The organism is Neobacillus piezotolerans, assembly GCF_003362805.1.
GTDB lineage: Bacteria > Bacillota > Bacilli > Bacillales > Cytobacillaceae > Bacillus_D > Bacillus_D piezotolerans.
The window spans coordinates 51485-74269 of the sequence record NZ_QNQT01000003.1; the positions used below are offsets into that span (position 1 = coordinate 51485).

A 22785-nucleotide genomic window follows, 5' to 3' on the forward strand; every position below is an offset into this window, starting at 1 on the left:
GGCATTCTCCGTTTTCGGGGGGATGCTTTTTTAAATGCCGCTTGCTGCAGAAATCATAAAATGAAGACAGTTTTGAGGCGATTGCCGCCTTAAAATTTTCGCCTGGGATTATTCTGACAACCCTACCGGATTTTCGCCTTTGCTTGTCACATATCCAGCGTTATTCTGACAACCCAACCCTGTTTGCACCCTTGCTTGTCACATATCCGGGCTTATTCTGACAACCCTACCCGTTTTGCGCCTTTGCTTGTCACAAATCCAGAGTTATTCTGACAACCCTACCCGATTTTCGCCTTTGCTTGTCATATATCCGGAGTTATTCTGACAACCGAAGCGGATTTTCGCCCTTGCTCGTCACATATCCGGAGTTATTCTGACAACCCTACCCGTTTCGCTCCCTTGCTTGTCACATATCCGGATACTCCACAAGCGCCGAGTAGCTCAAATGACGCCCCACGGAAAGCGAATGCCTCGCGACAGGAAAAAACAGCCTGTCCCTGCATAACCGCGATTGAACGCAAAAGAACGGGCATGCATGCCCGTTCTTATTTTTCATAGGAATGGCGGTCCTGAAGGCCGTCGTCCGGGTCATCGTCGACATACGGGTCATGCTCGAACGCAGGCAGGTCGCCGAATGGGGTCATGATGCCTTCCTCGTCGAGCTCGTCCTCGTATTTGCGGTGCTGGCCGTTCGGGTATACCGTTACGTTGTTGCCGTACATATCGACCCCGACAAAGTTTTCATAATCCTCGACGTAGCCGACCGGGTCCTCGGATTCAATATAATCATCGTTGTAATGGTCCTTTTCATCGGTGAAAGCGAAGTCGGAAGGGGTTTCCGACGTCCCGTATGAAGCGACTTCCTGCCACGCATCCTCGGCATCGTAGGAGACACTTTCATCCTCTTCGTCCTTATCGAATTTCCCGAATGGCGGCATGAGGACGCCTTCCTCGACCGGCCGGGTATGCGATGTCACCGTATCGGGACTGTGTTCCTTGCAATAAGTCGTGTCCGGAAGCGCCTCGAGGCGTTCAAACGGAATTTCCTTCCCGCACACCTGGCACTTGCCGTAATTACCATGCGCGATGGCTTCAAGCGCCCTGTTTATATTATCAAGCTGGTTGTTGTAATGTTCATTCAAGGCGATGTCCTTTTCGCGTTCATACAGCTCGGTGGCCTCGTCGGCCGGGTGGTTGTCGTAGCTGGAAAGCTCGCCCATTGATTCATGCGCGTGCCCACGCTGCAGCCCGAATTCATCATTTCGCTCCAAATGGCCCTCAAGGTTTGCCCTTTCTTCAAGCAGCCGCGTCCGCAGCTGCTCCAATTGCGCTGAAGATAACATTTGCAAGCCCCTTTCCTAAAAAATCCGCGCGCCATGGCCCGGGTCCTCTTTCTAGTTTCAACTGATACTCCCACGGCTATACCTGTGGGGTTCTGAATCCATTGCCTTCTTCCTGGCCGGCAGCCACAGTTCGCATCTTGATGCGCTCGGCATCTAGGACCAGGACACTGGGACAATTTACTTCAGGACATTCGCGGCCAAAGCAGCCTCCGCCGCCATTAGCGGCCGCATCTTTGGGCTTTCACAAGCCCGGTGGCATCACACCGCCTATATGTTTTGAATTTTCATTACAAGAGGATCCCTGAGTTGAGGATCTTCCTTTTTTCTATTTTAATTTTATGGATTTCATCGTCGTGGAGGCTCTTGAATCCCGGAAAGGTTTCCATGCATGCAATCCGCTTCGGTTTTGTGCCGGAAGAATTCGCGTTCATCAACAAGAAGGCGGAATACAGGTCCCTTTGAATCCTTGTCTCCTCATCGATTACATGCCATCGTTCTGAAAGTGGTTTTTTAAAGAAGCCGTTCCGGACATGGCAGTACTGGCTCGCCTTGAAGGTTTTGGTGTTGACCCTTTTGAAGCTCCCGCCAAGGCTTTTCACCTTTTGTTCCAGGATGCCCACAAACATGGAGGGCGCCCTGTGGCCGATTGTCTTGCCGAACCGTTTCTTTTTGGCATATTTCCCGGTTTTTTCGGAAACCTTTGTTTCCTTTGCCTTTTTTTGCAGGACTTTCAAATTCATCGTTTCAATGAAGAACGCGTCCCCGAGCGCAAGCATGGAGTTCGCGAGCCTTTGGTGCGAGAGTTTCCGGATGGCTGCCTGCTTACGGTTCAGTTCCCGTACCCTTGCCTGCTGTTTTCTGTACCGGTTGGATAACTGCCACACTTTCCTTCCTTTTTTCACTGTGCCGTTTTCGTGATAATTGCCAGGGTTCGTCGTTCGCCTGGAACGGTCCATTTTTCTCTGTGCCAATTTTATTTCCCTTGCCAGGTCTTTCACCCCTTCCGCCAGGTTGAAAAGGGCTGCTTTGTCTGGGGAGGAAACTGCGAGAGACGCCGTGCCGATATCAAGCCCCACTTTCCCTTTCCCAAGCTTCCTGCCTTTTGGCGATGGGTAGCCGGCAATGATCAGGTCGGCGAAAAAACGCACCTTCCCGCGGATGGTCTTCCTTACAATCCGGACATATTTGACATGATAAAAATCGGTGATGGTGAGGGTTTCCCCTTTTTTCTTGATGGAATAGGTGAATGGGGTTTTCTTTTCAAGATGGGAGAGGATTTCGGACACATGGCTGTCTAGCCCGCTCCACTTCAGCGGGGTGGACATGTCCTTATAGACGAGATGGTTATTGCTATACCGCCAGCCGGTCGTATTGGTTTTTCCTTCGAAGCTCACCATTTCCCCTTTCCGCAGGAACACGACCTTCTTTGCCTTGCCGAACAGTTTATTCCTGAAGGCAAGCCAGGCGCGGGAAGCGGTTTTCTGGGCGACGGCTGCGTTCACCCTGTCCCCGAAATGCTTACGGATGCCCTTTGCCCAAGCGTGGGAGGCATATTCGGTCAGCTGGTATTGTTCCCTTAAGTCCTGGAGTTTTTCACGGATGCATTCCAATTCGTTTAGCAGGAAGGGGTTCTCTTCATCAAGTGCCAGTTTTCTTTTGACACCATGCAGCTGCCGGATGCATCTTTTGTATTCCTTCAGCCGTTTCATCTGGTTTTCCAGCTTCAGATAGTTGCCAAGAACAGTGTTGTAGAGGACACGGAGGATTTCCAATTCTTTGTCGGCAGCGGAAAACAGCTTGGGATGGCTGTCAAGCTCCAGGGTGAGAACAAAGCTGGGTGAACGGTGAATCACCATTTCTACACCTCCAAATACAAACGTATGTTCCTATTTTAAATATACTCTAGTTGAAGCAGGGATTCAAGGAAAAGCCCCGTTTGAATAAAAAAATCTTGAGGATTTCTTTGGGTTCCGGATACTTGAGGTGCCAAAAAGCTGTTGGTTTATGGCACCCCGTATCCGGTCTCACTCCCATCCCACCCCTGAAGGAGTGGGCTTTCCCGTTCAGAAAGTCTGTAATGGCCCACATATTAAGCACCTGTTTCCGTCGATTAGACACACTTTAAGGTGATACGGCAAATAACGCTATATTGCAATCCGGGCAAGGATAAAAAAGGCCTTGGAGCGCAACCTAACCTGAAAGGAGTGTGGATAAAATGCCAAACTTGGACAAGAAGAAGTTTCATGCAATACAGGAAAAGCATCAGGCTGAGTATATCGGCACCGACCGGTACCAGGTGCGTGGTGCCGCCAAGTCGGATTATAATGGCCAGGGAAATACGGATAAGTCGCCTGGTGCTACTGGGCGGAAGGTTTGATAGGTTCCCGGCCGGGGTTTAATGAACGTTTATGGCGTGGGCCTGCCCGGCGGAAGCCGGGCTTTTTTCCAAAAGAGGTGTTGGTCTACCACGGGATAAGGGCGGTGATTCCCTGCCATCCGAAATAGAGGCCGAAGCCGATGAGCGAGAGGCCTGAGATGATGGATATGGCCGTGAGGAGGCCCGTGGTGAGGAAGCGTTTCGCGCTTGTTGCGAGTACGGCCATTGAGACGTCCCAGATGAGCAAGCCGGAGAAGATGGCGGCGCTGTACAGGATGAGCTGCCCATGGCCGGATGTGGCGGCTGTTTTCGCGAGGACGGAGCCGTAGATGCCTAGCCAGAATAGGATGGTTAGCGGGTTTGACAGCGACATGAAAAAGCCGGACATGAAGGATTTGATGAGCGGTTCCTTTTTCCTGTTGCCGCTTATGTTGAGCCCTTTTACATTTACCAGGCTTTCCACGCCGGTGTAGAGAAGGACGAAGGCGCCGAACAGCCAGAGGAAGGTCTGGACGATTGGGGCGTCGATGAATTTGACGATTCCTGCGTAGACGATGATCATGTAGATGCCGTCTGCCGCTGCCGCTCCGACTCCGGTCAGCCATGAGTGCAAGAATCCGTAGCGGATGCCGCGGTCGAGCTGGGCGGCGTTGATTGGCCCGATTGGAGCCGCTAGTGATAGTCCGAGCAATACATAACTTAAATAAATGGTCATGACGTTCCACTCCCCTGCCTGAAAAAAAGCCTGTCTACAAAGTGTATTCAGGTGCAGGGGCTTGTACGACTGTTATTGGGGATGGAATTTCATTGGAAGCTGGCTGTGCAGCCTCCGGGTTGTTTGCCACTTTTTCCTCTAAAAAAGCGGTCCAGCTTGGTGGCATTTCTGGTTAACCCGCAGGGGGCCCATCACGGAACACATATTTTTTTTGCCCAAAATAGTTGCTGATTGTGTATAAAACGCTTCCCGCGAGGACGGCCGCATCGTCGTGGTAAATGGCTGGCAGGAAGTCTGCCGCACCCAAGCCGATTAACTGCCTGCTCGCCCAATAGGAGGCAAAGTAGCATACAAGGATAACGGCCGCGAATTTCGGCGCCCCTTCCGAGAAGCGGACGGAGCTTTTGAAGGTGAACGCGCGGTTTAAAAAATAGCTGATTGCCGCGCCAGCCGCGTTCCCAATGAACGTCGAGAGCCAGTACGAGGCGCCGGAGATGTTCAAAAGGGTGAGCATAATCAAAAGGCCCGCCGCGGTGTTGGCGACCCCGACGAGCGCAAAGCGGACGAATGAGTTAGTTTGTTTCAGGGAGTTTGCCGCTATCAAGGCGATATCGCTCCGTTCCTGGTTCGGCTTGGTTTCTTAGGCTGAATGGCAGGTTGAACATATCGATGTCGATAATGAATTTGGGCCGCTGCTTCGATTCTTTGTATATTTTTCCGATGTATTCCCCGATTAGGCCAATTGCGACAAGCTGGAGGCCGCCGATCAGCCAGATTGAGATAATCAGCGACGTCCATCCCGATTCCGGATCTCCGTACACTTTCAGGAACAGGAAATATGCTCCGAAAAGGATGCTGAGCAAGCAAGCCGCGATTCCTGCAGTCAGGACGAGGCGAATCGGCGTTACCGAGAAGGACGTGATGCCGTCAAAGGCGAAGGCGATCATTTTCCGGAGCGGGTATTTCGACTCCCCTGCCTGGCGTTCCATTCTGTCATAGTAAACTTCGGCTGATTTAAAGCCGATGAGCGGGACGACCCCCCTAAGGAACATATTGGCTTCTCGGAACCGCTCGAGTTCGGTGACCGCCCGTTTGCCGAGAAGCCTGAAATCGGCGTGGTTGTACACTAGATTGACGCCCATTTTGGCCATAAGCGTGTAAAATCCCTGAGCGGTGCACCGTTTGAACCATGTGTCCTTTTTCCGGCTTTTTCTTACCCCATAGACGACTTCATGGCCTTCCTTGTACTTCTCGATAAATTTTGGGATGGCGGTGATGTCATCCTGGAGGTCGGCGTCGATTGTCACAATGCAGTCTGAAGCTTCCTTAGCGGTAAAGATTCCGGCGAGGAGCGCGTTTTGGTGGCCTGCGTTCATCGCAAGCTTGAGCCCCTTGACGAGGTGATTGGCAAGGCCAGTCTTGTAAATAAGCTCCCATGTCCTGTCCCTGCTGCCATCATCGACGAATAATAGCCGGCTTCTTGGCGAAACACGCCCTTCTCCAATCATTCCTGATAGCAGGCCTGATAATTCCCGGATCGTGATCGGCAAAACTTCCTCTTCGTTATAGCAAGGGACAACAATTGTTAGGACTGGTTCACCCATGGTTCGTTCCTCCTGATGTGGTTAGGGCTTTTTCTTTTAAAAAAATTTCAGTTGAAAATGCGGCGGCGCGGTTAAAACACCTTGTACAGATAAATCTTCCAGGCGGATTCCTTCGAGGAAAAAGAGCGCTCGAGCCGAAGCCTGTTATCTTTTGCATTTTGAATCGGGACCGCGGAGAAAATGTACATCCCGCCCATTTTTTTGAACTGTCCAGTGTCTAGCTCAAGGTTTTTCAAAGTTGCTTTCGAGCTTTTTTTGAACATATACCGTTTGCCGAGCTCCGCGGTGAAAAGATAACAGCGGCCCCCCCACTCATCGAAATACTCGCGGATGGTCCTATTCTTCTCAAGCTCCTTGGCGATAATTTTCCGGAATTCATGTTTATAGGATAGCGGATAGAAATTATTGTATGTATCGAGCGTGAAAAAACCGTTGTACTGGGCGATTGCCGGGTGGATTCCGATGCTCGCGACCCGGTAATTCTTTTTTGGCTGGCCAATATGGCGCCCAATTTCCGCGAATTGCTTTTCTGCATAAAATTCTCTGAACGTCGGCTTATCCCTATAAATGATTTCGTCATTAAACAGGAACAAGAGCAGGATTTGCCCCGCGGCAAGGACGGCCGCAGCCTTCCTCCAGGGAAGCCCCGCGTCGGCGATGATTTTCAGGGCAAGCGCGAAACCCGTATAAATGACAAGCGGCCTAAGGAAATGGAACCTCGCGAAATTGAATGTATCTAGGAAATGGAACCTCTCAGTCAGCGGCAGCCACCCTCTGTAGAACCAGAAGGCATACCAAATTGAGAGGAGAACGTTTAACAAAAGAAGTTGCAGGAACAGCTTTTCATGGCGCCAGCTTTTTTTTGTAAAAATGACCGCGAGCGCAATCACCGTGGCGGAAATAATGAACAGGCCATGGACGGTCATCACATGTGTATGGCCAAGGAGGAAATTTTTCACCGATAGCCTTACCGCCTGCCAAAAGGAAAGCCTTGCATGGAAGTACTCATCCCTGCTGTTCGGCTCATCATCAAAGAGGAATGAATAGACGAGCCTGTACTCGACAAGCAAAAACATCACTGTCAATGCTGCGATCGCCAACAAAAAACGGAGGTTCCATCTTTTTGTTTTGATGGCTTCAACAAGCCAGAACACCCCCGCCGCCACGATAAAGAAAAAGAAGCCGAGAACGAAGCTTGAATACAGCGGCAATAGAAGCAGGACGAACCAATTGATTAGCCGTTTCTCCCCGGCCCGGATATTCAGGAGCGCCCAAAGCGCGAAGGGCATGCCGAGTGTGCTGAGCATCCCCGATGGCCAAAACGGAGTCAGCGCGAAGGCCAGCGCCGCCGCTGTGGCAATCCATTGTTGCCTCGGCTCACGTACTGTGTATTTTTTTAACAAAAGATACATCCCAATGAAGGCCAAAATCCGCGTAATCGCCTGGCTCACCGCATAGGCGGCCATTGGCGGAAGCAGCGCGTGAAGCCAAACAATCCCGCTAAGCTCCGGACCGAATGCATTCCTGGAAAGCTCACCATTTATAATCTGCGGAATGGAGGCGTTTACCGGTCCGAAGATTTCCCCGCTTTCCGCAAGCACCTTATACCAGGCAATGTTGGAATCAAGGTTATCATGGACCCGGATATGGGCATCCTCGCCGAGCAGGAACAGCGGCGCCAGATAAACTGCGAGAACTATGGACGCGATGGAAAGATTCCGCCACTCTTTTCTTGCAACCATCCCTTACCCCCACTTCAAGGCAATTTCACGCCAGCTTATAGACCCGTTTTAGTATTTGTCGCGTATTAGCGGATTATTCCTTATTTTCCAAGGCAGGATTCTTTTTGGAAATATAACATGGCCGTTATTCCTGAATAACGACTGATTTTACAAGTTTCTCGCTGTTCTTATAAAAAAACTGAAAATTCGAGTATTTTCTTCTTTACAATTCAGGGACTTTTTTACTATAGTTACTATAAATATTATATTTATATTTTATATTTCTTTTACAGGGAGAGAAGTTCGTGAAAAAGTTCCTTCTTATTGTGCTTTTTGGATTCCTGGCAATTGTCGCCGCCCAACCGGGGCTCCCTTTCGCGATGGCCACCAGCCTGTCAAAAGACCTTGCATACGAAGCCAGCTCCCTCCGCACCAAAGATCATGGTCTTTTAACCACGCTTTCCTATCATGTAACAAAAACGATGGAAGGGAATCCCTTCCTTCTTCCGAGCTCTGTCGTTGAGAGCGGCGACCCGGAAATTGTCAGGATTGCAGAAGATGTTACATTTGGAAAGAATACAAATAAAGAAAAGTCAATCGCCATTTATACTTGGGTAACTGAAAACCTTCAATATGATGTGGCAACATACTTTGATGCAATCGCCGGAAGGCCATTTGAATTCAAATCGGCAACTGAGGCGTTGCGGACCAGGAAAGCAATGTGCATGGGATTTTCCCATTTGACCGCGGCGCTCCATAGGGCAGCCGGGATAGAAGCCAAGGTCGTGTATGGGGCGGACCATGCCTGGAACGAAATCAGGATCGACGGCAAATGGGTCCCCCAGGATACAACTCGGGGCGCAGGATACATCGACAACCGCTACCGCGAATTCATCCATAAACCGAACCTTGATTATCTTTTCCGCACGGATGAATTCAAAGAAGGGGAATATCTTTGGTAGGATAGCGGCGGTTCATGTTTTACAAGGAACACTTCCATCGATTTGGAAAGTGTTTTTTTTTATGAAAAATCCTTTTTGATGAGGCCTTACTCCCCTTATGGGATTGGCGGGTTTTGACCATACTTGTAAAAAACCGCCGGCTATATGGAGACCCGTTAGGCGGGATATTGCCGGGATGATATTATTCAAAAGCTCCGCCGATAAGGAGGTTGCCATGACCAACCGCTGGTATATTCATTTTTTGCGATTGCCTGTACAAATGAGGGTTTTGTTGATAACACTTTTCTTTTTCTTGAGTTTTGGGGTGAGTATCCGTTTTCTGGAACCCGATACTTTCCACACGATTTACGATGGGATTTGGTGGGCGATTATCACCGCCACGACCGTAGGCTATGGTGATTTCGTTCCACACACCCATTTAGGAAGGATCGCCGCTGTCCTGCTGATATTATTTGGCGCCGGGCTTGTTTCATATTACTTCGTTTCCTTGGCCACCGCGGCTGTCACAAAGCAGAACGCCTTGTCGGAAGGGAAGCTGCCTTATAAAGACGCCGGGCATATGGTCATTGTCGGCTGGAATGAGCGCTCCAGGGAAATCATCAGCAAGCTCAACGATTCCGGCAGCCCGATTGAAATTGTCCTTATCGACGAAACGCTTGAGGAAAACCCAACCGAGTCACGCTGTGTCCACTTCATCCAAGGCAAGCCCCACGTTGATGCAACCATTTTAAAAGGAAACGTCCAGAAGGCCGAGTTGGTGCTGATTACTTCCGACCATAGCCATGAGGAACTTCTGGCGGACATGAACTCGATCCTGACATTGCTGACGATTAAAGGGCTTTGCCCCGAAGTGAAGTGCATTGTCGAAATTCTCACGCCCGAGCAGGTGGTGAATGCAAAACGGGCCGGTGCCGACCAGGTACTGCAATCGAACAAACTGACCAGCATCTTTATGCTAAGCAGTATCCACTCGCGGGGAACTGGGCTTCTTTGGAATATCATGGGGAGGCTTCAGGAAAACCGCCTTACGTCCGAGCCGGCAGCCTCGCACTTTGAAGGACGGACATTCGCCGAGGCAAAAGCGGCCTGGGCTGATAAAGAAAAGCTGTTGATAGGGATTAAAAGAGGAAAGGAATTGGAGGTAAACCCGCCGCTTTCTTTTAAAATTGAAGCTGGCGATGAATTTATCGCGATAAAATAATCTTTTTATTCGGATAGCCGATATTTTAGGGATTGTTAATATGGCATAGGATATATGTTCGCGGAAGTTTGTTAGGTCAGTTTGGGGAGACGGCTCGGTGGCATCCCATCCGAATCATAGAGGGATTTGGACACGGATTGCTCCGAAACTTGGTTTGCTGTCCGAATTATGAAGGGATTCCAAAATAATACCAGGATTGCTGTCCAAACATGGGGCACCTTTGGACACGCATCGCTTAAAAATTCACTTTGCTGTCCAAACATAGGGCATCTTTGGACACACATCCCTTGAAAATTCACTTTGCTGTCCAAAGATGGGGCACCTTTGGACACGCATCCCTTGAAAATGCACTTTGCTGTCCAAACATGGGGCGCCTTTGGACACGCATCCCTTAAAAATTCACTTTGCTGTCCAAACATATATAACTGTGGATTTATGCCATGCCATTGGGCTTGGATAAAAACCCTATTGATATTAAAAGTAGAAGCGCGGGGGCCGTTTGCTCCCGCGCTTTTAAATGAATTAGGTTTTTAAAGAAGGGCCGCCTCTAGCTTTTCGATGAGGCCGTCCGCGATTTTTAGGTATTCGGAGTCAATTGGGGCGTCCTTGTCTTCGGGTGACTGGAACTGGTTTACCGAAGCGGACAGATTGCCGATGTTGCCTTCTTCATCGACCCCGTCTTCGTACTCGTGTGCCAGAAGGAACGGCGTGCCGATTCTGACTCTTGGATTTCCTCCGTCAAGCTGGCCATCCACCGCCTGGAATGGCACCCTGAAAAAGTGGTACGCGCCGTTATCGTTGATTTTGTAGTCAAAAAAGCCCTTGTCGTAATCCCAGTTGCCGCCGACACTGTAACCAAGCGGCTTAAGGGTGTCTTCAAGTTCCTTAAAGGAAAAATCCTTTCCTTCAACATTGCTTTTAACAGGAATCATAGCAGCCCCCTCTTTCCTTTTTCATTTTCGTAAAAACAATAAATCAATCCTATTTTAAGTGTTTTTTCCATTCATATTTCCTTTTTCATAAAAACGTTTAACTCAATCCGCATTAAGCGTTTTTTTTAATCTGGTTTTATTTTTTCGTAAAACATTAATTCAATCCTATTTGAGGCGTTTTTCCAGTTCGGCTTTCATTTCTTCGTACCCCGGTTTGCCAAGGAGCGCGAACATATTGACCTTATAGGCTTCGACTCCGGGCTGGTCGAATGGGTTGACGCCGAGCAGGTAGCCGCTCATGGCGCAAGCTTTTTCGAAGAAGTAAACCATATAACCGAATGTATACTCGTCCATTTGCGGAATGGAAACGATTAGGTTCGGCACGCCGCCGTCGGTGTGGGCGAGCATCGTGCCTTCAAACGCTTTGTTGTTGACGAAATCGACTGTTTGCCCTGCAAGGTAGTTCAGGCCGTCAAGGTCGTTTGCTTCTTCCTCGATTGTAAGCTCATATCGTGGTTTTTCCACTTTAATGACTGTTTCAAACATATCGCGGCGGCCCTCCTGGATATATTGCCCCAGCGAGTGCAGGTCTGTTGAAAAGTTGGCCGATGACGGGAAAATCCCTTTTTGGTCTTTCCCTTCGCTTTCCCCGAAAAGCTGTTTCCACCATTCAGAGAAATATTGGAGGCCTGGTTCGTAGTTGATCAGCATTTCGATTGTCTTGCCTTTGTTGTACAAAGCGTTCCTAACCGCAGCATATTGATAGGCCGGGTTGTCCTCTAGCTCGGATTGGCTGTAATCCTCCATCGCCTGGCGAGCGCCGTTCATCATCGCTTCGATATCGGCCCCGCAGACAGCGATTGGCAGCAAACCGACCGCTGTTAAAACGGAGTAGCGGCCGCCGACATCGTCCGGTATGACGAATGTTTCGTAGCCTTCTTCTGTGGCGAGCGTTTTCAGTGCTCCGCGCGACTTGTCCGTGGTGGCGTAGACCCGCTTCCGCGCTTCAGCTTCCCCGTATTTTTCTACAAGAAGCTTCCGGAACAGGCGGAAGGCGAGGGCGGGTTCGGTCGTTGTGCCGGATTTCGAGATGACGTTGATGGAGAAGTCCTTGCCTTCGAGCAGGCCGATGATATCGTGCATGTAGGTGGACGAGATGTTGTTTCCGGCAAAGATGATTTGCGGCGTGCCGCGCTTTTCGGAAGACATCGCGTTATAGAAGCTGTTGCCGAGAAATTCGATCGCGGCGCGGGCGCCTAGGTAGGAGCCGCCGATGCCAATGACGATTAGGACATCGGAATCGGATTTGATTTTTTCCGCGGCCTTTTGGATCCGGGAGAATTCTTCTTTATCGTAGTTTTCAGGAAGGTCGATCCACCCGAGATAGTCGCCTCCCGCTCCGGTTTTTTCGTGAAGGGAATGATGGGCGACCTTTACGGCGTCACGCAGGTAGGTGAGTTCGTGTTCACCAAAGAAGCCGAGCGCTTTCGTGTAATCAAAACGGATATGTGTCATTTGGGAACCTCCGTGTTTTATTTGTATCATACCCACTTTACCCAAAGGAAATCGGATAAGCAAGGATGAGGCTGCAGTGGAAGTGCGGCCACTTTCGGGTATTTTCGAGCGCTTTTTTAAATAGGTGGAAACGAAACAGGCCGTTTCATGAAAAATGGCTGTACCCGTGGGGATACAGCCTTTTGTTTATAGAGATGCGCGCAGGATGGAAAGTACATCGTCCTTGTTAAGGGTGACGAATCCGCCGAATTCGCCGTTGGCTATTGCTTTGTCGGCCATCAGTTCGATTTTGCTGTCGTCGATATCATAATCTGCGAGGCGTGACGGGGCGCCGATGCTTGACCAGAATTCGCGCAGCTTTTCAATTCCTTCAATGGCCGCTTCTTCATCGGTCTTGCCAGTTGGATCGACGCCGAAAACGCGGACCGCCATTTGCTTGAATCTTGCCGGATCATTTTTCAGGTTGTGTTTCATCCAGTTCGGGAACAGGATAGCGAGCCCGCCGCCGTGCGGAATATCGTAGACAGCCGAAACGGCGTGTTCGATATTGTGGGTCGCCCAGTCGCCGCGGAAGCCCATGTTAATCATGCCGTTCAGTGCCATTGTGCCGCAAAAAAGCAAGGTTTCACGGTATTCATAGTTTTCAAGGTCCTCCACAGCTTTTGGCGCTGTTTCCATTACGGTTTGCAGGAGGGTTTCACACATGCGGTCCTGGTAAGGCGTATTCCCCGCCTTGTGGAAATAGTGCTCGAATGTATGGGACATCATGTCGACAATCCCGTAGATGGTCTGGTCTTTTGGAACCGTAAAGGTATTGACAGGGTCCAAAATTGAGAATTTCGGCATTGTATGAGGCGCCGCGCCCCAGCCGTATTTCTCGTTTGTTTCCCAGTTAGTGATGACCGAGCCGGCATTCATTTCCGAGCCAGTCGCGGCAAGCGTCAATACCGTTCCAAACGGAAGGGCATCCTTGACTTCCGCTTTTTTCAAAACAATATCCCAGGCGTCGCCGTCATATTTCGCGCCGGCGGCAATGAGTTTTGTACAGTCGATGACCGAGCCGCCACCTACAGCGAGAAGCAGGTCGATCCCTTCTGTTTTGCAAATATCGATTCCTTTTCTGGCCGTTGAGACGCGAGGGTTCGGTTCGACGCCGGCCAGTTCAAAAACTTCAGCTCCGATTTCCTTCAGAAGCGAGTTGACCTTATCGTACAGGCCGTTTCGTTTAATGCTTCCTCCGCCATAGACGAGGAGCACTTTTTTCCCATATTTCGGGACTTCATTTTTCAATTCAGAAAGTTGTCCTTTACCAAAAATCAATCGCACAGGATTGTGGAAAATAAAATTATCCATGTGTTCTCCTCCTTTACACACATTATTATTTATTATCCTGCCGCGGATTGCAAAAAGTACGCATGTCTTGTGCCAATGTATGTATAAAATTCCTTATCGTGTCCACATTAGTAGTGATAACGTTTAAAGGAGGGTAATGATGAGCACGATTCAAAGGATTGCACTTGTCCTAACAATTATTGGCGCTATTAACTGGGGCCTTATCGGGTTCTTCCAATTTGATCTGGTCGCTTCCCTATTTGGCGGGCAGGATTCAGCGGTTTCGAGGATTATTTACGGGCTAGTCGGCATTGCCGGCCTTGTTAACCTTGGCCTCCTGTTTGCACCTAGCCATGAGCGGGAAGAAGCGGCGCAGACAAATCCGACAAGATAATAGCCGGATTGAAGCGCAAATTGAAATTCGCACTAAAAATCCCCGCGGCATTCCGCGGGGATTTTCTTTTACAGTTAAACCCAGCCCCTTTTAATCGAGGCTTCGGCCATTTTTTGGGCGCCTGCCATATAGGCGGCCAGGCGCATATTGATCCGCCTCGCTTTTGCGGAGCTAAAAATCGCGCTGAACGCTTCAGTCATTTTAAACTGAAGTTTTGCTTCAATATCCTCAAGCGGCCAATACATCCCCTGCTTGTTCTGGACCCACTCAAAGTAAGAAACCAAAATCCCGCCCAACCCCGCGAGGACATCTGGGACAACAAGGACTCCCATTCCGTCGAGGATTTTTGCGGCTTCAAGGGTCACGGGCCCACCCGCGGCTTCAACAATGATTGAAGCTTTGATATTGTGGGCGTTTTCGACGGTAATCTGGCCGGAAACAGCGGCAGGTACGAGGATATCGCACTCCTGCTCTAGCATTTCCTCGTTCGTAATCGTACCTTCGAATAGGGATGTTACCGTTCCAAAACTGTCGCGCCGGTTCAGCATATACTCGACAGGAAGGCCATCCGGGTCATAAAGCGCGCCATAGGCATCCGATATCCCAACGACAATCGCGCCTGCGTCATGCAGGTATTTGGCGAGGTAGCTTCCCGCGTTACCAAACCCTTGAATGATCACCTTCGAGCCTTTTATCCCTAATCGTTTCTTTTTGGCAGCCTCCTCGACGCAAATGGCCAACCCGAGCGCGCTGGCTTTCTCCCTGCCTTCGGATCCTCCAAGGGAAAGCGGTTTTCCTGAAATAAAACCGGGTGAATCATAGTTTTTCAGCTTGTTGTATTCATCCATCATCCAGGCCATGATTTGCGAGTTGGTGAACACGTCGGGGCCAAGGATATCCTTTGCGGGTCCGACGATTTGTGATATCGCCCTGACATATCCACGGCTCAGGCGTTCAAGCTCCCCAAGGCTGAGCCTTCTTGGGTCGCAGGCGATTCCCCCTTTGCCGCCCCCAAAAGGGAGATCGGCAATCCCGCATTTCAGCGCCGCCCAAAGGGAAAGGGCTTTAACCGTTTCGGCATCCACATCGGGGTGGAACCGGACGCCGCCTTTTATCGGCCCCGCCGCATCGTTATGGTGCGCCCGATAGCCGGTGAACACTTTAACGGATTGGTCGTCCATTCTGACGGGGATGCGAACCTCTAGCATCCGGGACGGTTCTTTTAACAGTTCATACACTTGATCTTTGTAGCCCAGTTTCCCAAGCGCTTCCTTCATCAAAATCTGCGTGGATTCGAGCATGTGGCGATTCTCCTTGGAGGCGGATGCCAATATACAGCCTATTTTATTCGGGTAAAACGAAAAAGCGAACTTTCAATCCGCAATTATTCTTTTTCAAGCACCTTTTTAATCCGTTCGATCGCCCAATCAAGCTCCTCCTTCGAAATGACAAGCGGCGGGGCGAAACGGATGACAGTATCGTGCGTTTCTTTGCAAAGAAGGCCTTCTTCCTTAAGTTGTTCGCAATACTTCCGGGCAGGTTCAGTCAGTTCAACTCCAATGAACAGGCCGCGGCCGCGAACTCCTTTAATTCGGGGATTTGTTATTCCTTTCAATTTTCCCATGAAATATTCGCCGAGTTCGAGTGACCTGTCCGCGAGTTTTTCTTCAATCAGGACATCAAGTGCCGCGATCGACACCGCGCAGGCCATTGGGTTCCCGCCGAATGTGGAACCATGGGATCCGGGATTGAACACGCCAAGGATGTCTTTGTCCGCCACTACGCAGGAAATCGGGAAGACGCCGCCTCCGAGCGCTTTTCCAAGGATGTACATATCCGGTTCGAAGCCTTCCCATTCACAGGCGAACATTTTTCCGGAGCGCGCTAGTCCTGCCTGGATTTCGTCCGCAATGAACAGGACATTATGTTCCTTGCAGAGTTCGTATGCCTTTTTCAAATACCCTTCCGGCGGGATGATGATGCCGGCCTCGCCTTGGATCGGTTCGATCAGGAACGCGGCGGTATTTGGCGTGATTGCTTCTTTCAGCGCATTAAGATCGCCGTACGGGACGAGCTTGATGCCCGGAAGCATCGGGCCGAACCCTTTCTTATACTCCTCTTCTGATGAGAGTGAAACCGCTGTCATCGTGCGGCCATGGAAGTTTCCGACACAGCCGATGATTTCTGCTTGGTTTTCTTCAACGCCTTTTTCAAAATAAGCCCATCGCCTCGCTGCCTTTACAGCGGTTTCAACCGCTTCGGCGCCGGTGTTCATGGGGAGGGCCATGCCTTTATTCGTAAGCTTGCAAATCTTTTCATACCAAGGGCCAAGCTGGTCGTTGTGGAAAGCCCGCGAGGTAAGCGTTACTCGGTCCGCCTGGTCCTTCAGCGCCTGGATGATTTTTGGATGGCGGTGGCCCTGATTCACAGCGGAATAGGCGCTCAGCATATCCATGTATTTATTGCCTTCTGGATCCTCGACCCAAACACCTTCAGCTTTTGAGATGACAATTGGCAGCGGATGATAGTTGCGCGCGCCGAATTTTTCTGTCTGTTCGATTACATCCTTTGTTTTTGCCATATGTACCATTTAATTCCCCTCCATTTTTAAAGAGACGCCGTCCCCCGTTTACTTAAACTGAATCAAAACTGCTATCTCTATTGTACATAAGAAGCAGCCAGTAATAAAACATTTATATAAAGCCTTTTTTTTGGCGGAACAGTAAAAGGCCCGCTCCTATGCGGGAGCAGGCCTTTTCTCGATTACTTATTGATTTCTTCCTGCTGGGACTGGTCAATCCATTCCTGCAGTTTTTCCTTTAATGTGTTAAAGCCCTGCTGCTGTTCGGCTTCAGGCAGGATGACCGCTGGCTGGCGTTTTTGGCGCGGCTTGCGCGTTTTTGCCTGCTGCGGCGCTTCTTCGGTTGCCCGGATGGAAAGGCTGACTTTGCCTGCTTCTTCATCAACAGTCAGAACCTTGACCTTTACTTCATCCCCAACTTTTAAAAACTCGTTAATATCCTTGACATATCCGTGCGTGATTTCAGAAATATGGACAAGCCCCTGTGTATTCCCGTCAAGCGCGACGAAAGCGCCGTATGGCTGGATGCCCGTCACCTTTCCGGTCAGGACGCTGCCTGTTTCGATTTTCTCCGACATATAAACACTCCTAAGTTTTGTAAATTTTATCCCATTTATACGCAATAAAAAATTATAACACAACCGGCTGATTAAATCAAAAGGCTATAAAAGCCATTTCCATTACCCGTATTCCACGGAACCCCGCCGAATAAACGCTATATCCCCCTCCGCTTGCTAGAGGGTATGGCGCGAGGCCGAAAAAAAGCATTCAGCCAGGCTTGCAAAAAAGGCGATTCAAGTCATGAAAGCGGAATCCGAGCGCGTCCGTTTATTTTTGGGGAGAATCATGCAAAAATGAGGGTATGGTAATAAATATACTTAAATAGATCCTATACGACAGAGGGAGGGCCTAATGAGCCACACAGCAGAAGCAACAATTAAAGAGATAAATGGAATCAGCGTTTATTATGAATGGCACCCGTCCAGCCCTGGGGCGAAAACGGTGGTCCTGCTGCACGGGTTCCTGTCGTCCACTTTCAGTTTCAGGAAGCTCGTCCCGCTCCTTTGCAAGGATTATAACGTCCTGAACATCGATGTTCCCCCATTTGGAAAAAGCGGCAAGACAAAGAAGTTTTTATATTCCTATAAAAATATCGCCGCGACGATGATCGCCCTTCTCGATGAGCTTGGAATAAAAAATCCGGTGCTGGCGGGCCACTCGATGGGAGGCCAGTACGTCCTGAATATGATTGCGCTCCAGCCCCATTTAGCCACAAAGGCGGTCCTTTTTTGCAGTTCAAGCTATCTGGAGCCTCCGGGCAGGCTTCTATCGTTTGGCAGCCAGCTTCCGTTCTTCCATCTGGCGGTCAAGCGCTGGCTTGTCAGGTCGGGAGGGGTCAAAAAGAATTTAAAGCTCGTCGTCCATGACCAGTCACTGATAGATGAAGACATGCTAAGGGGCTACATGCAGCCATTTTTGGACAAGCAGATGTTCCATGGCCTAGGAAGGCTGATCCACGACCGCGAAGGCGAGCTGCGTCCGGAAGCGCTCCATAAAATCATAACGCCCTGCCTGCTGATTTGGGGAGAGCATGACCGGGTCGTACCGCTTGCCGTCGGAAATAGGCTGCATGGCGACTTGAAAAATTCGGAGCTTGTCGTACTTGAAAATACCGGCCATCTCGTACCTGAAGAACGTCCGGAAGAGGTCTGCCGGCTAATGAAGGAGTTTATTGAAAGACAGGAACCTTAAACAGCCGTGGCGGGGATGCTGGAAACGCGGACGGCCGCGCACCTGTCAGGGAGCGTATGGCCTTTATCCAGCAAGTTAAACGGACCTAAAAAACAGCGGCCATCTCGAATTGAGTCAGCCGCTGTTTTCATAATGGGATTGGCCCCCTAAAACACGCCAGGGCAATGAAAATCCGCTTTTCTAAAGCGCGCAGGAACTTTCATTTTTGATGGAAAGAAGCTTTTTCGCCACGATTATACAATTTTCGAAAGGAATTAACTCCTCGAAGGAGAACTCATATATAGACTGCAGCCGTTCCGCAAGCTTCATCTCGTCGCTTAGCATATGCACAGCCTGTATGGCGTCGGCTATTTCCGTATCATAAGAACCGCCGCCAATATGGAACGGATCCCATTCATTCAGCTCGTCCGCCAGAAGAAGATTCATCATTGCTGTTTCCATGCAATCACCCGCAATTCTTTAATTCTCTTTAGTTTATCACAAATGAAATTTTTAAAAATCATGTCTACGGGGGTCTATCATGAATTTTAATGAAAAAATCAACAGGTTGAACACAGGATCGATTAAATGGGAGATGACTGAACAAATATATGGAACAAGCGATGTTTTGCCAATGTGGATCGCGGACATGGATTTTCGCCCGCCACAGGAATTGATTGATGCCGTACAAAAAAGGGTGGAGCATGGAATCTTCGGCTATACGTTTGTCCAGCCATCCGTCAACGAAGCGATCGGCAGCTGGCTGGCTTCGCGGCACGGCTGGACAATCGACCACGCCTGGCTGGCATACGCGAGCGGCGTAGTGCCGGCGATTGCGGCGGCGATCCAGGCATATACAGAGCAGGGAGATAAAGTACTCGTTCAGCCTCCCGTCTACAATCCTTTTTTCGAGATGATTGAAGCGAACGGAAGACTGGTAGAAACATCACCACTCGTTTTAAAAAATGGGCGCTATGAAATTGATTATGCTGACTTTGAGGAAGCTTTGAAAAAAGGATGCAAACTGTTCCTGCTGTGCAACCCCCATAACCCTGGCGGACGCGTCTGGACAAAAGATGAACTCGGGCGCCTGGCCGAGCTTTGCCATAAGTATGATTGCCTGATTGTTTCCGATGAAATCCATTCGGATATTATTTTCAAGGGGCGGCGGCATGTGCCAATCGCAAGCCTCGGGGAGGAAATCGCGGATAGGACGGTGACGTTTATAGCGCCAAGCAAAACGTTTAACCTCGGAGGCATCCAGGCAGCGGCCGCAATTATCTCGAATGAAAGGCTTCGTGAAAAATTCAAACAAGCACAGAATACACAGGGATTCAAAACATTGAACACATTCGCGGCTGTCACAACCGAAGCCGCCTACTTGCATGGGGCCGCATGGCTGGAAGCCTTGCTTGAATACATAGAGGGCAATGTTTCATTCACAAGGGATTTTTTAGAAAACAGCCTTCCTTCTGTAAAATTCGTCGAACCCGATGGCACGTACCTTCTATGGCTTGACTGCAGGGAATTGTCACTTACGGATGAAGAAATCCAGCATAAGTTAATCGAAAAAGGGAAACTCGCACTGGAGCCCGGCACAAAATACCGCCAGGGCGGGGAAGGCTTTGTCAGGATGAATATTGCCTGTCCAAGAGAAGTACTTGCAGACGGGCTCGGGCGCCTTAAAAAGGCGTTCAGTTAAAGCAGGTGCCTCCTTTACAGACGAATGAAAAAGGCCATCCCAGCGTAGGGATGGCCAAATTCGTTTATTGATTCCGTTTCTGGAATGTTTCTGTAAGGACCGGGACGATTTGCTTTTTCCTTGAAACAACGCCTTTCAAAACGGCAGTGTTATTTTCAAGGGCAACATTGTAAGCGTGCTCTACAGCCGAAGCCTCGCGACCTACAGCCAGCCCGATTGAATCATTCGTCAGGATGTCGGTTACAACAAACAGGAACAAATCGAGCCCTTTTTCATCGACAACCGCCTGGATTGCATGTTCCAGTTCGCCCTTCCTTGCCATCACGTCGTTCGTATCAACCGCGTTCACCTGGGCAATTTCCACTTTCGCCGAACCCATCTGGAATTCTTTCGCATCGAGCGAAATCAGCTGGGCAATCGACTTGTCGCTCAAGTCCGCACCCGCCTTCAGCATGGCGAGGCCGTAGCTCTGGGCGTCAATACCCGCTATTTCAGCAAGCTCCGCCGCGGCGTCGATATCTTCCTGCGTACAAGTAGGCGATTTGAAAAGCAGTGAATCCGAAATGATTGCCGAAAGCATCAGCCCGGCAGTCGCCTTATCGATTTCAATTCCTTTTTCCTTGTAGATTTTGTTAAGGATTGTAGCCGTGCAGCCAACTGGCTCCGCGCGGTAATAAAGCGGGTCGCTCGTTTCAAAATTAGCGATCCTGTGGTGGTCGATCACTTCGAGGATGCCCACTTCCCCAATATCGTCGGCACTTTGCTGCCTTTCATTATGGTCGACAAGAATGACGCCAGCGGCTTCGCCGGATACCTTGCCAACAAGGCGGGGTGCTTCGACGCCAAATGTTTTCAGCGCATGCGCGGTCTCACCGTTAACCTCACCAAGGCGGACGGCCTCCGCATCGACACCGAGCTTTTTCTTCAGTTCGGCATACGCAATAGCGGAACAAATCGAATCTGTATCGGGATTTTTATGTCCAAAAACAAGAACCTTATTCATCGGAACATTCTCTCCTTGTATGTTTAAATAATTTTTCGCCTCATCTATTTTACCAGTTCTACTTCATCTTTTCTAATATGCGGGAGGATAATTTTTATTTCGGGAAAAAACTGTTTGAAAATAACCGATTTTGCATCAGCAAAAGGAATTTCGCGCAAAGTAGGAACAGCGAAAGGCTATTAAAAGCCGTGTCATGTGGCTGTTGATGGCCTTGGTAAAAATGAAAGGGGTACAGCGTGATGGTGTACAGGAATCTCTCCCAATATCGTGTCCGAAAAGGAAGAAAAGCAAAGTATTCAGGTGTCGAGGCTTCATATGAATTTACAACCGGCAACGAAATCGGCCTCGAAGAAAAAACCTCAAAACAGGAACAGAATCCGAAAGGCTGATAGTCTTTTCACGGTCTACTTAATATAGCCGCAACCTATTCCCTTCTCTTGCAAGTTTTGATACAAATCTCCCTAAGCCCGGAATCCCAAGCTCGGCATACGCGTACAGGATTCCACCAAGAAGGGGGGAAAGGGACGGCTCATGAAAATCATAGTCTTTCCACCCACGATTTTCATTAAGCATTTCCCGCAGGATTCGATTTTCAGCAAAAAAGGAAACAGCCAATCAGCTGTTTCCTTCTGGTCCGCCCCTTTTTGCGAGCCTCTCTTCAAGCTCCTTCGCTTTTCGCGCTTCCTTTTTTGAGACACGGACAATCAGCCACATCGTTCCGATTGCGCCAAGGAAGAAAAAGAAAAACGAAATCGCGGCGGGAATATATTCGCTTTTATCCTCTGGAAAATAGAGGAACAGTGCCATTACCAAGGAATCCATATCAATTCTTCCCCTTTAAGCCTGATTTCATCGTTAGTATACCATACCGGCGGCAAGAGGGTCCTTATAACAACTTTCTGTGGCGGGCTCTTATTTTAGGATTTTAATGTCCTTAATGATGATATCCTCTTCAGGCTTGTCCGATTCGCCAACCTTTACCTCTGCGATTTTATCCACTACATCCATGCCCTCAATGACTTGGCCGAAGACTGTGTGTTTAAAATCAAGCCATGGCGTTCCGCCTTTTTCGTAGCCAACGATCGCTTCATGCGGATAGCCGGCTTCTTCCATCTGGCTTTTCAGGCCAGGATCCAAGTTTTTATTCTGGACAATGAAAAATTGGCTCCCGTTTGTATTCGGCCCCGAATTCGCCATGGATAGCGCGCCGCGGAAGTTAAGCAGCTGCTCCGAAAATTCATCCTCGAACGGCTTTCCGTAAATGCTTTCGCCGCCGCGGCCCGTACCTTCGGGGTCACCGCCCTGGATCATGAAATCATTGATGACCCTATGGAATGTCACTTCGTCATAGTAGTCTTTTTCGCTAAGCTTGATAAAATTATCAACCGTTTTTGGAGCTAATTCGGGGAACAGCTTGATTTTTATGCTTCCCATCGAAGTCACCATTTCAACGAGCCTTTCATTTTCCGCTACATCGTTCGAAAGCTGCGGATATGATTTTACTTCCGGTGCCTGCTGATCATCTTTTTTTTCCGTTTGCTCCGGCGCCTTCTGTCCGGAACCCGTCGTCTTTTTGTCGTCCGCCTTATCCCCTGACGACGCACATGCCGATAAAATCAGCATTGCGGCGGCCAATAAGGCCGTGATTTTCAGTTTCACAAAGCATCCCTCC

The 22785-nt window shown here is 49.5% G+C and carries 24 protein-coding genes; 7 read left to right on the forward strand and 17 right to left on the reverse strand.

What is annotated here, in order from left to right:
* Nucleotides 1–545 precede the first annotated feature (545 nt).
* Nucleotides 546–1343: a TraR/DksA C4-type zinc finger protein gene (locus tag DRW41_RS09270; RefSeq protein WP_115451714.1), complete on the reverse strand. Its 798-nt coding sequence runs from the start codon at nt 1341–1343 to the stop codon at nt 546–548.
* Between the two features lie 287 nt (nt 1344–1630).
* Entirely contained in the window at nt 1631–3199 is a 1569-nt protein-coding gene (locus tag DRW41_RS09275) for a transposase (protein WP_115451715.1), read from the reverse strand.
* A gap of 359 nt (nt 3200–3558) precedes the next feature.
* Between DRW41_RS09275 and DRW41_RS22940 the strand changes: the two genes are divergently transcribed.
* Nucleotides 3559–3720 carry a hypothetical protein gene (locus tag DRW41_RS22940; protein ID WP_181884482.1) on the forward strand — a complete coding sequence of 54 codons (162 nt, stop codon included), beginning with the start codon at nt 3559–3561 and terminating at the stop codon, nt 3718–3720.
* Between the two features lie 85 nt (nt 3721–3805).
* Here DRW41_RS22940 and DRW41_RS09280 read toward each other — a convergent pair whose 3' ends face one another.
* From DRW41_RS09280 to DRW41_RS09295, 4 genes are all read right to left on the reverse strand, one after another.
* Nucleotides 3806–4435 (reverse strand): LysE family transporter, encoded by a 630-nt coding sequence (locus DRW41_RS09280; protein WP_115451716.1) that lies wholly within the window; start codon nt 4433–4435, stop codon nt 3806–3808.
* Between the two features lie 172 nt (nt 4436–4607).
* Nucleotides 4608–5039, reverse strand: coding sequence for a GtrA family protein (locus DRW41_RS09285; RefSeq protein ID WP_115451717.1), 432 nt, complete (start codon nt 5037–5039; stop codon nt 4608–4610).
* Entirely contained in the window at nt 5008–6039 is a 1032-nt protein-coding gene (locus tag DRW41_RS09290; protein WP_115451718.1) for a glycosyltransferase family 2 protein, read from the reverse strand. The genes DRW41_RS09285 and DRW41_RS09290 overlap by 32 nt, the downstream gene beginning before the upstream one ends.
* A 71-nt stretch (nt 6040–6110) precedes the next feature.
* Nucleotides 6111–7781 (reverse strand): DUF6044 family protein, encoded by a 1671-nt coding sequence (locus DRW41_RS09295; protein WP_115451719.1) that lies wholly within the window; start codon nt 7779–7781, stop codon nt 6111–6113.
* A gap of 284 nt (nt 7782–8065) precedes the next feature.
* On the opposite strand from DRW41_RS09295, the gene DRW41_RS09300 reads away from it, so the two are divergent.
* Nucleotides 8066–8722 carry a transglutaminase domain-containing protein gene (locus tag DRW41_RS09300; protein ID WP_115451720.1) on the forward strand — a complete coding sequence of 219 codons (657 nt, stop codon included), beginning with the start codon at nt 8066–8068 and terminating at the stop codon, nt 8720–8722.
* A 214-nt stretch (nt 8723–8936) separates the two neighbouring features.
* Nucleotides 8937–9923: a potassium channel family protein gene (locus tag DRW41_RS09305; protein ID WP_115451721.1), complete on the forward strand. Its 987-nt coding sequence runs from the start codon at nt 8937–8939 to the stop codon at nt 9921–9923.
* 530 nt (nt 9924–10453) lie between these two features.
* Here the strand turns inward: DRW41_RS09305 and DRW41_RS09310 are convergent.
* The 3 genes from DRW41_RS09310 to DRW41_RS09320 form a co-directional block, all read right to left on the reverse strand.
* The gene (locus DRW41_RS09310) at nt 10454–10855 is read right to left on the reverse strand and encodes a YugN-like family protein (protein WP_115451722.1); all 402 of its coding nucleotides are present in this window, start codon (nt 10853–10855) and stop codon (nt 10454–10456) included.
* A gap of 165 nt (nt 10856–11020) precedes the next feature.
* Nucleotides 11021–12370, reverse strand: coding sequence for a glucose-6-phosphate isomerase (locus DRW41_RS09315; protein WP_115451723.1), 1350 nt, complete (start codon nt 12368–12370; stop codon nt 11021–11023).
* 186 nt (nt 12371–12556) lie between these two features.
* Nucleotides 12557–13723 carry an iron-containing alcohol dehydrogenase gene (locus DRW41_RS09320; RefSeq protein ID WP_115451724.1) on the reverse strand — a complete coding sequence of 389 codons (1167 nt, stop codon included), beginning with the start codon at nt 13721–13723 and terminating at the stop codon, nt 12557–12559.
* Nucleotides 13724–13862: 139 nt separating this feature from the next.
* On the opposite strand from DRW41_RS09320, the gene DRW41_RS09325 reads away from it, so the two are divergent.
* Entirely contained in the window at nt 13863–14096 is a 234-nt protein-coding gene (locus tag DRW41_RS09325) for a DUF378 domain-containing protein (RefSeq protein WP_115451725.1), read from the forward strand.
* Nucleotides 14097–14170: 74 nt separating this feature from the next.
* On the opposite strand, the gene DRW41_RS09330 is transcribed toward DRW41_RS09325, so the two are convergent.
* The 3 genes from DRW41_RS09330 to yugI form a co-directional block, all read right to left on the reverse strand.
* Nucleotides 14171–15397, reverse strand: coding sequence for a Glu/Leu/Phe/Val family dehydrogenase (locus DRW41_RS09330; RefSeq protein ID WP_115451726.1), 1227 nt, complete (start codon nt 15395–15397; stop codon nt 14171–14173).
* Nucleotides 15398–15480: 83 nt separating this feature from the next.
* Nucleotides 15481–16677 (reverse strand): ornithine--oxo-acid transaminase, encoded by a 1197-nt coding sequence (locus DRW41_RS09335; protein WP_115452047.1) that lies wholly within the window; start codon nt 16675–16677, stop codon nt 15481–15483.
* A 182-nt stretch (nt 16678–16859) separates the two neighbouring features.
* Nucleotides 16860–17255, reverse strand: a complete 396-nt coding sequence (yugI, locus tag DRW41_RS09340; protein WP_115451727.1) for a S1 domain-containing post-transcriptional regulator GSP13 — start codon at nt 17253–17255, stop codon at nt 16860–16862.
* 334 nt (nt 17256–17589) lie between these two features.
* Here yugI and DRW41_RS09345 point away from each other — a divergent pair, with 334 nt between their 5' ends.
* Nucleotides 17590–18429, forward strand: coding sequence for an alpha/beta fold hydrolase (locus DRW41_RS09345; protein WP_115451728.1), 840 nt, complete (start codon nt 17590–17592; stop codon nt 18427–18429).
* Here the strand turns inward: DRW41_RS09345 and DRW41_RS23595 are convergent.
* On the reverse strand, nt 18426–18560 hold the full coding sequence (locus tag DRW41_RS23595) for a hypothetical protein (protein WP_281272298.1): 135 nt from the start codon (nt 18558–18560) through the stop codon (nt 18426–18428). The genes DRW41_RS09345 and DRW41_RS23595 overlap by 4 nt on opposite strands.
* Before the next feature lie 49 nt (nt 18561–18609).
* The gene (locus DRW41_RS09350; RefSeq protein ID WP_115451729.1) at nt 18610–18870 is read right to left on the reverse strand and encodes a DUF1871 family protein; all 261 of its coding nucleotides are present in this window, start codon (nt 18868–18870) and stop codon (nt 18610–18612) included.
* A gap of 79 nt (nt 18871–18949) precedes the next feature.
* On the opposite strand from DRW41_RS09350, the gene DRW41_RS09355 reads away from it, so the two are divergent.
* Nucleotides 18950–20110: a MalY/PatB family protein gene (locus DRW41_RS09355; protein WP_115451730.1), complete on the forward strand. Its 1161-nt coding sequence runs from the start codon at nt 18950–18952 to the stop codon at nt 20108–20110.
* A gap of 64 nt (nt 20111–20174) precedes the next feature.
* Here the strand turns inward: DRW41_RS09355 and DRW41_RS09360 are convergent, their stop codons facing one another.
* Nucleotides 20175–21113 carry a manganese-dependent inorganic pyrophosphatase gene (locus DRW41_RS09360; RefSeq protein WP_115451731.1) on the reverse strand — a complete coding sequence of 313 codons (939 nt, stop codon included), beginning with the start codon at nt 21111–21113 and terminating at the stop codon, nt 20175–20177.
* A 239-nt stretch (nt 21114–21352) separates the two neighbouring features.
* Between DRW41_RS09360 and DRW41_RS22945 the strand changes: the two genes are divergently transcribed.
* Nucleotides 21353–21502 (forward strand): hypothetical protein, encoded by a 150-nt coding sequence (locus DRW41_RS22945; protein WP_181884483.1) that lies wholly within the window; start codon nt 21353–21355, stop codon nt 21500–21502.
* Nucleotides 21503–21728: 226 nt separating this feature from the next.
* Here DRW41_RS22945 and DRW41_RS09370 read toward each other — a convergent pair whose 3' ends face one another.
* Nucleotides 21729–21935, reverse strand: a complete 207-nt coding sequence (locus DRW41_RS09370; RefSeq protein WP_115451733.1) for a hypothetical protein — start codon at nt 21933–21935, stop codon at nt 21729–21731.
* Nucleotides 21936–22025: 90 nt separating this feature from the next.
* Nucleotides 22026–22772 (reverse strand): peptidylprolyl isomerase, encoded by a 747-nt coding sequence (locus DRW41_RS09375; protein ID WP_281272299.1) that lies wholly within the window; start codon nt 22770–22772, stop codon nt 22026–22028.
* Between the last annotated feature and the right edge of the window lie 13 nt (nt 22773–22785).

What these genes read in the sequence shown, in the direction of transcription:
- DRW41_RS09295 (WP_115451719.1), bottom strand. Translation starts at nt 7,781, where the DNA reads ATGGTTGCAAGAAAAGAGTGGCGGAATCTTTCCATCGCGTCCATAGTT.
- DRW41_RS23595 (WP_281272298.1), bottom strand. Translation starts at nt 18,560, where the DNA reads ATGAAAACAGCGGCTGACTCAATTCGAGATGGCCGCTGTTTTTTAGGT.
- DRW41_RS09320 (WP_115451724.1), bottom strand. Translation starts at nt 13,723, where the DNA reads ATGGATAATTTTATTTTCCACAATCCTGTGCGATTGATTTTTGGTAAA.
- DRW41_RS09350 (WP_115451729.1), bottom strand. Translation starts at nt 18,870, where the DNA reads ATGGAAACAGCAATGATGAATCTTCTTCTGGCGGACGAGCTGAATGAA.
- DRW41_RS09355 (WP_115451730.1), top strand. Translation starts at nt 18,950, where the DNA reads ATGAATTTTAATGAAAAAATCAACAGGTTGAACACAGGATCGATTAAA.
- DRW41_RS09290 (WP_115451718.1), bottom strand. Translation starts at nt 6,039, where the DNA reads ATGGGTGAACCAGTCCTAACAATTGTTGTCCCTTGCTATAACGAAGAG.
- DRW41_RS09345 (WP_115451728.1), top strand. Translation starts at nt 17,590, where the DNA reads ATGAGCCACACAGCAGAAGCAACAATTAAAGAGATAAATGGAATCAGC.
- DRW41_RS09335 (WP_115452047.1), bottom strand. Translation starts at nt 16,677, where the DNA reads ATGGCAAAAACAAAGGATGTAATCGAACAGACAGAAAAATTCGGCGCG.
- DRW41_RS09315 (WP_115451723.1), bottom strand. Translation starts at nt 12,370, where the DNA reads ATGACACATATCCGTTTTGATTACACGAAAGCGCTCGGCTTCTTTGGT.
- DRW41_RS09275 (WP_115451715.1), bottom strand. Translation starts at nt 3,199, where the DNA reads ATGGTGATTCACCGTTCACCCAGCTTTGTTCTCACCCTGGAGCTTGAC.
- DRW41_RS22945 (WP_181884483.1), top strand. Translation starts at nt 21,353, where the DNA reads ATGGTGTACAGGAATCTCTCCCAATATCGTGTCCGAAAAGGAAGAAAA.
- DRW41_RS09330 (WP_115451726.1), bottom strand. Translation starts at nt 15,397, where the DNA reads ATGCTCGAATCCACGCAGATTTTGATGAAGGAAGCGCTTGGGAAACTG.
- DRW41_RS09325 (WP_115451725.1), top strand. Translation starts at nt 13,863, where the DNA reads ATGAGCACGATTCAAAGGATTGCACTTGTCCTAACAATTATTGGCGCT.
- yugI (WP_115451727.1), bottom strand. Translation starts at nt 17,255, where the DNA reads ATGTCGGAGAAAATCGAAACAGGCAGCGTCCTGACCGGAAAGGTGACG.
- DRW41_RS22940 (WP_181884482.1), top strand. Translation starts at nt 3,559, where the DNA reads ATGCCAAACTTGGACAAGAAGAAGTTTCATGCAATACAGGAAAAGCAT.
- DRW41_RS09280 (WP_115451716.1), bottom strand. Translation starts at nt 4,435, where the DNA reads ATGACCATTTATTTAAGTTATGTATTGCTCGGACTATCACTAGCGGCT.
- DRW41_RS09370 (WP_115451733.1), bottom strand. Translation starts at nt 21,935, where the DNA reads ATGGATTCCTTGGTAATGGCACTGTTCCTCTATTTTCCAGAGGATAAA.
- DRW41_RS09305 (WP_115451721.1), top strand. Translation starts at nt 8,937, where the DNA reads ATGACCAACCGCTGGTATATTCATTTTTTGCGATTGCCTGTACAAATG.
- DRW41_RS09310 (WP_115451722.1), bottom strand. Translation starts at nt 10,855, where the DNA reads ATGATTCCTGTTAAAAGCAATGTTGAAGGAAAGGATTTTTCCTTTAAG.
- DRW41_RS09270 (WP_115451714.1), bottom strand. Translation starts at nt 1,343, where the DNA reads ATGTTATCTTCAGCGCAATTGGAGCAGCTGCGGACGCGGCTGCTTGAA.
- DRW41_RS09360 (WP_115451731.1), bottom strand. Translation starts at nt 21,113, where the DNA reads ATGAATAAGGTTCTTGTTTTTGGACATAAAAATCCCGATACAGATTCG.